The organism is Candidatus Glassbacteria bacterium (assembly GCA_019456185.1).
Classification (GTDB): Bacteria; Gemmatimonadota; Glassbacteria; order GWA2-58-10; family GWA2-58-10; genus JAJRTS01.
In genome coordinates this window covers 1-7,526 of record VRUH01000096.1, presented here as the reverse complement: position 1 = coordinate 7,526, position 7,526 = coordinate 1, and the positions used below count along the sequence as shown (strand labels likewise).

Genomic DNA, 7,526 nt, shown 5'->3' with positions numbered 1-7,526 from the left:
TCTATCGGTGCCGCTCATTGGCCTTCCTCTTTCACAACGGATTGCGGGACGTTCGGGAAAACCTGTTTCGCGGCTTTCCCGGCCAATTCCGTGCAAATGTCCCGATTTTTGGGCGTGTCCTCATACCCGAACGCCTTCAGGATTTCCGGGATATCGAAGTGAATTTCCTTGCCCACCTTGTAGATGCCTTTCCCGATCAGTTTCATTGGCCCTCCAAGTCCATTTGGATTTGCTCCTGCAATTCCTGCCCGGCTTTCGCCAGGGGAATCCGCTTCATGCGCGACACTTTCTTGAGGCTGCTCATGGCCCGGCCATATAGAAATCGGCAGGTGTCGTCCCGTTCCTCCGCCGTTTGCGCGAAAAAATATCCGGTAGCGGGGCGGCCTCCGATGGGGACGCCCTCCCCTCTCAAGGTTTCCACCGCCCTGCGGAGGGTGCGGGGAGTGATGCCCAACCGGGCCGCAAGGAACTCCGCCTTGATTCCGGAGGCTTTTCCCCGATGGCGGAACGCCAGCATCCGCCGCAGCGTTTCGGTCAGGGATTCTTCGCTCATCCGATCACCTCGTACGCGATCCCTTCCCCATCCAGCAGCGCCAGCAGCCGCCGAATTTCCTCCGGAGTCAACGGCGCCAGGTCGTAAACCCGGGAGTTCTCTTTGACGTTCGGAATACGGGCGACTCCCCAGCGGGAGATTTGGGTTAACGCGAACCGTGTAGCCATCCAGGCGCCAGACTTTGGCAACGCCAGGAAATTGGCGGACGTCACATCGCAGGCCGGGATGGTATGCTGAATTGGTGTCTCGTTCACCACCGCACCCCCCGCTTTATCCAGCCCACCGCCTGTTCGGTCAGGTAGCGGATTTGGGTTTTCAACCGGTGGCGGTACCAGAATCGCCGGAAGGCGCCACCGCCCCAGGCGACAAGGCCCATCTCAAGGATCGTTCCGCTTTCGGAATCAAGCTTCATGGCTTTGTTCATGGCTTTGTTCATGGCTTTTCTCCCTTCCCATTGGGCGGCTGCCAGGCTTCGCAACGCTGGCAATGCCGCCAGAATTTGACTTCGGCCGGGTCGTTCGCCGGGACTTTCCGAGTGCGGTATAAGAAGCACAACTCCGCGCCGATTACCGACCCCAGCCACGGGCACTCAACCGAGCCCAGGGCCGCCAGCACCTTCGCCGCGACGTTCTCCAGGCTCCCCTTGTACTTCCCGTGCAAGATCAGATTGACGGTGGCCGGGGAGTACCCGATCCGGGCGGCGGCCCTGGCTTGGCTTGTATCCGCCACCGCGCGCTTCAACAGTTCTAGCCACATGGGAAGTCCTCCCCCTTGATAGCGGGCCGGGCGGGCTTGCCCGTCCCGCCCTGGACGTTGCGGTCGTGCACCGTTTTGCTGTCCTTCAGAAGCAGCGGGTGGAGCGGGCCGGTGTCGCGGATGAGCGCCCAGCGGGGCACCGGCCTCCAGTTCGATGCCGACTGCGGCTCGTTCTTAAGGCGCTTCAGGTATCCGGCCCGCTCGAGGGCCAGCAGGTAGCGGTGCGCCCCGCGCGCGGCGCTCTTTTCCCCTTCCTTCGCCGCGATTTCAACCAAGTCCCCCACGGAAAACTTGCGGGCCATCCGCGCCGCTTTCCAGACCCGCTCCCGCAGACTTCCCCGCCGAGGGCGCCCCTGCGATCCGTCATGGAGGCCCGAGCGCACCCGGCCCCCGGACTTGAAGCACTCAATCCCTGCTTTGGTGATCCGGTAGTGGCCCCTGTCCGGTTTCTCTGCCAGGCCCCGCCGCACAAGCACCGACAGGGACTGGCAGACTCGGGATTTGGACCGCTCGACAAACCGGGCCGCGTCTTCCAGGGAGACGCTCTTTTCGCTATCGAGGCGGAGTTTATACAAAAGTTTTTCGGCCAGGGGGATCATTTCTTCCCGTTTCTATTGACCAGGCCAGGGCGCATAGCCCGCCAGTCGTGGATGAGTTCAAGGCCCCGCAGGTCGGCCAGTTTGACTTCCTTCCAGCCGTTGCGCCGGGCAATGTTTTCCACCAGGGCGATTCCGTTGAGGACGCTGCGAATCTTCCCTTTCGAGAGACGGTGCAGTTCGGCCACCAGGTCTTCCGCCATCGCGACTTCGGCCTTCTCCTTCACGCACAGGGCGGTGTCCTCCAGAGTGGCGGGCTCAAACTTCACCCGGCGGGCAATGCGCGATGAGATTTGTTCGTGCCGGTCCAGGCGGCGGCCGATGCCCTCCATACCGATCAAAACAAGGGGAAATTCAAGCAGGTCGGAAAGGTCCCGGAAGGTCTCCAGCACCTTCGAGTCATGGAGGGTGTGCTCCACTTCATCCAACACCACGGCTGGGGGCGTCTCATCCCGGGCCATCAGGGTGAGGGCGTCATTGAATAAATCGGAGCGGTACCCCGAGGCGCTCCCTCCCAATTCGGTGATGAGATTCGCCAAGGCCCGGTTGGGGGTCCAGGTCGTCTTGGCGCGAAGGTAGACCGCGCCTTGTTGCACGGCCCACCAGCGGGCCACCATCGTCTTGCCCAGGCCGGGCTTCCCTTCAACGAGCATCAGGCAGGCTTCCGCCGCCCCCCGCTTTTCCACTTCGGTGATTCCGGCCAGGAACCGTTCGACGTTTGACGTTTTTGTAAAGACCGTGGTACGCATTGTGTTCGACCTCCAAATCAAGGTTGTGAAAAGCCGCCCGGCGCCCCAGCGCTTGGCGGTTTTTTGTTTGCCTACATCGCGGCCTCCATGCCGCCGTCATCCGGCCCGAACAGCAGCCGGTACTCATCGCTTCCCTTGTAATCGTCGGCCCATTCCCGGTCGGCTCCTGTCACTTCGGCCTTGTTGGCCCGCAACCACCGGAACTTGTCCGCATCCGTGAAAAAGACGGGGCGGCCATTCGCGGACTCATTGACCGGCGCGGGGGAGCTCGGGGCCTCCAACTCGGCCAGCTTCACGGCGGCGGCTTCCCGCTCGGCCGGGCTGACCGGCGTGGGTTCGGTCTCGGCCGGGCCGCCCCCTTCCGCTTCCACTTCCGCCAGCTTGGTTTCCAGGCGGCGTCGGCGCGTTTTGGCGCGGGTCTCCCGGGCTTGTTCGATCATGGATTTGGGGAAGTACCCGGCCTTGTTGGCCCCGGCCTCGGCGGTGCAAATCAACGCGCCCTCCAGGTCGTGCACCCACACCCGGGCCGGGTCCCACACGTCGTACCCCACCAGGGCGTCGCACCCGTGATATTCGGCGAGTTCCTTCGAGAAATAGATGCCCCCGAACAACCGCACTTCGCCGCGCTGGATTTTGCGCTGCTCCTGCGGGCGGAAAAGGGAATCGGGGTCTTCGGGGAACGCAGGCGACCATCCCTGGTCAACGTGGCCGTCCCAGGCCTCCTGCGGGGATTGATAGCGGCGCTTGCCGGTCTCCGGATCGGTGATCTTGGCAAGGCCGGAATGGTAGTGATTGTGGTTGTACTCCCACACTTCGCGGTCGATCAGCTTGCAGAACGCTTCCCAGGGCAATAACCATTCGCCGGTGGCGCGGGTGCGCTTGAAGGCTATCTGCTTCGCCTCCGGGTCCATCTTTTCGCCCATGTAGGTGGGGAGCTTCTTGGCGGCCCGCACCCAAATCGTTTGATGCCCCCGCTCGGCCAGCCCCCGCGCCTGGGAGTTGTATGGAATGGAATGGGTAATCGTGGTGCCCATCCGGGCCAGCAACCCGCAGGCCTGATGCTTGAGAAGATCGTTATTGTAGCCGGGGCCGCGATCCACGTAGAAAATGGACGGAATGCCCTCGCGCACGGAGGCGTGACGCAGGGCGTCCAGGGTGGCCAGGGCGCTTTCCGCCAGGGTGCAACTCCACCCCACCGCCTTGCGCGTGGCGACGTCGATAACGAGGGTGATCTCCGGGCGGAAGGGCTTGCCGTGGATCGGGTGGGCGACTTCGGCATCGAAGGTGTGCCCGTCCGCAGAATAGCAATCGCCGGGGGACATTTCCGAGGTATCGCGCCGCACAAAAGGCTGGATCGACTGCAACTCGCGTGGCCCCATCCGCCCCCGCCGCTGGTAGACCTCCCCCAGCCGGGCCAGGAAACTCCGCGCCTGGGTATAGGTGGGAGCCTTGACGCCCTCGGGAAGCGAACCCGCTTTTGACAGCACTTTCAGGGAGGCCTTCAAGGACGGATTTTGCGGTTGCCGGTACACCTTGAGCAGGGCCATACCCCAGGGCGGAAAGGCCGCCCGTTCGGTGGGCTTGGGGGCCAGGGCCGATACTCCCTCCTTCATGGCGGCCCGCCAGCGCTTGATGGTGCGGGAAGATAGGGTGCGCTTGCCGTTCCCGCCGCCTTTGGCATTCGCAATCGGAACTAGGCGCTGCAGGTGATCGGGAAGGGCGCCTTCCCTGGCGCGGCTTACCACTTCCTTGATGGCCTTCTCGATCCCCAGCATTAAGGCCAGGTCTTCCACCTGGTGGAGAAGGGCCGCCCGCGCATCCATGCGCTCCTTCTGCCAATCCTTGAGCACGGCGGCCTGTTTCTGAATCACTGTGGGGGGAGGGAGCGGAGCCTCGATGACCCCGGGGAGTTCCATTTGATCGAGCTTGCGTGAAATGATGGCCTTGCGCGTGGCTTCCGGCATGGATTTGATGTGGTATTCCCGGCCCTTGCCAAAGGCCCGCTTGCGGAATTTCCAATTCTCAACATGCGCCTTGTGTCGAATATTACGATCTGTCCCTGGCATTCCGTTCATGCCTGCGATCTCCTGTGCTGTGAACCATTCCTTCATCGGTTGCCCCCGATTCGTTTTTTCAGTTCCCGTTTCCGGGCCTTGATTTCAGATTCGAGAGCCTCAAGACGGCCCCACTCGGCCTCCAACACCGCTTCTCCCATCAGCACCTTGCAGCCCCGCTTCGCGGCCAGCAGTTCGGTCAAAGTATGGGTCTGGCAGGCCGCCTCGAACGCCGCCGCGTACTCCAACGGAAAACGCCAGGCCTCCCGGCTCTCCGCAGTCCAGGCGTTGAGCATGTGCCCCGTGATCTCCGATCCAGTTAGCAACGACATTTCCGCCGCTATTTGCTCCCGTGTGCGGGATGAACTTTTGATTGCGAGGGAAAGGGCGTGCCGGACTTCCGGAGCATAACGCAAGGTACCCGGCCCATTCTCGGGTGGCCGGGGCACCTCGAAATCGAATGTGAGTTGTGATTTCATGGACGCCGATGGTGGATTCACCAGCGGAGTAGACATCATGCCGACCGCCGGTAATACCCGTTGCGTCCCTGCCCCGGTTGGTTTTCATGTCTAGGCAGCCCCCCGCGATTTTCCATTCCCCAAATGTGGGGATTTGCTATACTCGCCCCGGATACCCAGGCCCTTGGGCGAACCGTCCTTGAAGTATCTTGTGGGCCAAATGCGGTGGGGCGGTATGCCGATAATTTCGGCGATGAACCGCTCAATTCGCGGGTAGGGCTTTTTCAGCACCCCGTAGGCCGTGCTCAAATCCTTGTGGCCGAATTCTCTGGAAATCCGGGCATAGCTCCAGCCGCGTTTCGCCAGGGCGGCCTTGATATCGGCCGGGTGCCAGTCTGTTTCTGTTTGCGCCGTTTGGTTTTGCGTCATGTCAATCCCTTGTTATGGGAATAGACATAGCGCGTTATTAATTGCATTGCAACATATTTATTGCATCCGATTCTCACTTTCCAAAAAAAAGCCGCATTCAAGCTTAAATATTTGATATGCCAAAGAAATGTAGTGATGCGGATGCCGTCCGATTTAAAGACGTCAATCATCCGATTCAGAAAGGTGGAATCGGACGTTTTGGAGAGCGGCTTGAAGTGGCGATAGGTGGCGGCAGTATTCGAGCTTTCGCGCGCAGTTCAAGTTTATCGGATACAGTCGTCCGTCAGTACCTGGCAGGGAAGTCCGATCCCTCTAGGCAGGCATTGATTTCAATGGCAAAAGTTTCAGGGGTGAGTCTTGAATGGCTTGCCACGGGGGAAGGGGGGATACGCAAAGACGACACCGGCGATACTAAGGAAAATCAATTACTTGCTGAAGGATCGAAGTATGCTATGATCCCCGCGTTCGACGTAAGTGCGAGCGCGGGGGATGGTGCAATCGCTTGGGATGAGGCGCAGGTGGGGGAATTTCCGTTCAGACTGGATTACCTAAAAGGGGAGTTGCGAGCCAGGGTGGGCAGCCTGGCCATGATCGCCGTCGAGGGAGATTCGATGTACCCAACTTTGTCTCCGGGCGATCAAATCATGGTTGACCGGTCGGATACGGAGATAATGGGAGGAGACGGGATTTATGTGGTTCGGCTGGGAGATTCTTTGATGGTCAAGCGCTTACAACGCCTTCCGGGTGGTACAATCGAGGTTGTTTCCGATAACCAGGCCTACCGGTTGTTTTCCGTAGTGGCTACCGATCTACCTGATGATTTTTCAATTCTGGGGCGCGTGGTGTGGTACGGGAAATGGGTTTGATAATTCCAATTTTTTCCCTTTCAACTTGCGTTCAAGTTATTATTTTTTAACTTATCTTTAATGGTTGTTATTTTTCACCTTTTTCGTTTTTTATAACTTTGGCCAAAGGTTCAACTTCGGGCAATTACTCGCACCTTTCAATTACCGTGTAAAGCGCCGTTCCATGCGGTTTTCCACCCGATTCGGGATAGTTTTTTAGTGCCAAATGGTAGCGTTATTTCGTCCTTTTGCGTCGTTCCGTGCCAAATGTGAAAATTCCGGCCCGGTCCCACCAAACCCCGGTATATCCCGCTTCTTCCCGGATAATTGCCCTCTCCCCCGTGTGCCAAACCACAGGTAAATTCACACTTTATCGTCGAAATCCTTTCGGGAGACCCTGCCATGGCCCGCGTGCCCTATCTGGAACCGGAAGACGCCACTGGAAAAATGGGCGAAATTTTGGGGAAGATGAAACAAAAAAATGTCCAGATCCTGAATCTTTACAAAACACTGGCCCATGCCTCGGGCATCGGAGACTTGGTGATCCGGAGAAACCGCATCCTGCTGCATGGAAAGCTGCCTCCCAAATTGCGGGAATTGGCGATTCTGTTGGTGGGGCAGATTGCCCAGGCGCCCTACGAGTTCACCAAACACATCGTGATCGGGTTGGAAGCCGGTTTATCCCGCGCTCAGGTGGACGTGCTCCCCTTTTGGCGCAGCGCCAATGCATACGACGCCGCCGAACGTGCGGTATTACAATACACGGATGAGGTTTCCCGAAGCTACCGCGCCAGCGACGCTGCATTCGCCGAACTGCGCAAGCACCTTGACGATGAGCAGGTCACCGAACTCACCATCATCATCGGATACTACGAGATGATCTGCCGGGTGCTGGAGGCGCTCCAGGTGGAACTGGAAGAAGAACCGTTCGTCCCCATCGGAAACTAAAGGGACGGACACGCCTGTCCGGCCCGGGGGCTGCTATGCCCTGCCGGACAAGCTTGTCCGGCAGGGGGATTATCGAGGGACGGGCACGCCTGTCCGGCCCGGGAATAATAGACCGTAGCAGGCAATCCCGATTCATAT

Annotated in this window: 12 protein-coding genes; 2 read left to right on the top strand and 10 right to left on the bottom strand. The window is 59.5% G+C overall.

What is annotated here, in order from left to right; genetic code table 11:
- Positions 1 to 14: 14 nt before the first annotated feature.
- From FVQ81_17775 to FVQ81_17730, 10 genes are all read right to left on the bottom strand, one after another.
- The gene (locus tag FVQ81_17775; GenBank protein MBW7998381.1) at positions 15 to 206 is read right to left on the bottom strand and encodes a hypothetical protein; all 192 of its coding nucleotides are present in this window, start codon (positions 204 to 206) and stop codon (positions 15 to 17) included.
- Positions 203 to 553: a helix-turn-helix domain-containing protein gene (locus FVQ81_17770; GenBank protein MBW7998380.1), complete on the bottom strand. Its 351-nt coding sequence runs from the start codon at positions 551 to 553 to the stop codon at positions 203 to 205. The genes FVQ81_17775 and FVQ81_17770 overlap by 4 nt, the downstream gene beginning before the upstream one ends.
- Positions 550 to 807 (bottom strand): hypothetical protein, encoded by a 258-nt coding sequence (locus tag FVQ81_17765; protein ID MBW7998379.1) that lies wholly within the window; start codon positions 805 to 807, stop codon positions 550 to 552. Before FVQ81_17765 ends, FVQ81_17770 begins: the two co-directional genes overlap by 4 nt.
- Positions 804 to 989 carry a hypothetical protein gene (locus FVQ81_17760; protein MBW7998378.1) on the bottom strand — a complete coding sequence of 62 codons (186 nt, stop codon included), beginning with the start codon at positions 987 to 989 and terminating at the stop codon, positions 804 to 806. The genes FVQ81_17765 and FVQ81_17760 overlap by 4 nt, the downstream gene beginning before the upstream one ends.
- Entirely contained in the window at positions 986 to 1,309 is a 324-nt protein-coding gene (locus FVQ81_17755; protein MBW7998377.1) for a helix-turn-helix transcriptional regulator, read from the bottom strand. Before FVQ81_17755 ends, FVQ81_17760 begins: the two co-directional genes overlap by 4 nt.
- Positions 1,300 to 1,908 (bottom strand): hypothetical protein, encoded by a 609-nt coding sequence (locus tag FVQ81_17750; GenBank protein MBW7998376.1) that lies wholly within the window; start codon positions 1,906 to 1,908, stop codon positions 1,300 to 1,302. The genes FVQ81_17755 and FVQ81_17750 overlap by 10 nt, the downstream gene beginning before the upstream one ends.
- Positions 1,905 to 2,654, bottom strand: coding sequence for an AAA family ATPase (locus tag FVQ81_17745; GenBank protein ID MBW7998375.1), 750 nt, complete (start codon positions 2,652 to 2,654; stop codon positions 1,905 to 1,907). Before FVQ81_17745 ends, FVQ81_17750 begins: the two co-directional genes overlap by 4 nt.
- A gap of 71 nt (positions 2,655 to 2,725) precedes the next feature.
- Positions 2,726 to 4,765, bottom strand: a complete 2,040-nt coding sequence (locus FVQ81_17740) for a DDE-type integrase/transposase/recombinase (GenBank protein MBW7998374.1) — start codon at positions 4,763 to 4,765, stop codon at positions 2,726 to 2,728.
- Positions 4,762 to 5,034, bottom strand: a complete 273-nt coding sequence (locus FVQ81_17735; protein MBW7998373.1) for a hypothetical protein — start codon at positions 5,032 to 5,034, stop codon at positions 4,762 to 4,764. The genes FVQ81_17740 and FVQ81_17735 overlap by 4 nt, the downstream gene beginning before the upstream one ends.
- Before the next feature lie 243 nt (positions 5,035 to 5,277).
- Positions 5,278 to 5,595, bottom strand: a complete 318-nt coding sequence (locus FVQ81_17730) for a transcriptional regulator (GenBank protein ID MBW7998372.1) — start codon at positions 5,593 to 5,595, stop codon at positions 5,278 to 5,280.
- Between the two features lie 116 nt (positions 5,596 to 5,711).
- Here FVQ81_17730 and FVQ81_17725 point away from each other — a divergent pair, with 116 nt between their 5' ends.
- Together FVQ81_17725 and FVQ81_17720 are read left to right on the top strand one after the other, a co-directional pair.
- On the top strand, positions 5,712 to 6,461 hold the full coding sequence (locus tag FVQ81_17725; protein ID MBW7998371.1) for a peptidase S24: 750 nt from the start codon (positions 5,712 to 5,714) through the stop codon (positions 6,459 to 6,461).
- A gap of 381 nt (positions 6,462 to 6,842) precedes the next feature.
- Positions 6,843 to 7,388 (top strand): carboxymuconolactone decarboxylase family protein, encoded by a 546-nt coding sequence (locus FVQ81_17720; GenBank protein ID MBW7998370.1) that lies wholly within the window; start codon positions 6,843 to 6,845, stop codon positions 7,386 to 7,388.
- The last annotated feature ends 138 nt before the right edge of the window (positions 7,389 to 7,526 follow it).

Bases quoted from the DNA above. Each gene is read 5' to 3' on its own strand.
- FVQ81_17775 (MBW7998381.1), bottom strand. From the start codon at position 206: ATGAAACTGATCGGGAAAGGCATCTACAAGGTGGGCAAGGAAATTCAC.
- FVQ81_17770 (MBW7998380.1), bottom strand. From the start codon at position 553: ATGAGCGAAGAATCCCTGACCGAAACGCTGCGGCGGATGCTGGCGTTC.
- FVQ81_17760 (MBW7998378.1), bottom strand. From the start codon at position 989: ATGAACAAAGCCATGAACAAAGCCATGAAGCTTGATTCCGAAAGCGGA.
- FVQ81_17755 (MBW7998377.1), bottom strand. From the start codon at position 1,309: ATGTGGCTAGAACTGTTGAAGCGCGCGGTGGCGGATACAAGCCAAGCC.
- FVQ81_17750 (MBW7998376.1), bottom strand. From the start codon at position 1,908: ATGATCCCCCTGGCCGAAAAACTTTTGTATAAACTCCGCCTCGATAGC.
- FVQ81_17745 (MBW7998375.1), bottom strand. From the start codon at position 2,654: ATGCGTACCACGGTCTTTACAAAAACGTCAAACGTCGAACGGTTCCTG.
- FVQ81_17740 (MBW7998374.1), bottom strand. From the start codon at position 4,765: ATGAAGGAATGGTTCACAGCACAGGAGATCGCAGGCATGAACGGAATG.
- FVQ81_17730 (MBW7998372.1), bottom strand. From the start codon at position 5,595: ATGACGCAAAACCAAACGGCGCAAACAGAAACAGACTGGCACCCGGCC.
- FVQ81_17725 (MBW7998371.1), top strand. From the start codon at position 5,712: ATGCCAAAGAAATGTAGTGATGCGGATGCCGTCCGATTTAAAGACGTC.
- FVQ81_17720 (MBW7998370.1), top strand. From the start codon at position 6,843: ATGGCCCGCGTGCCCTATCTGGAACCGGAAGACGCCACTGGAAAAATG.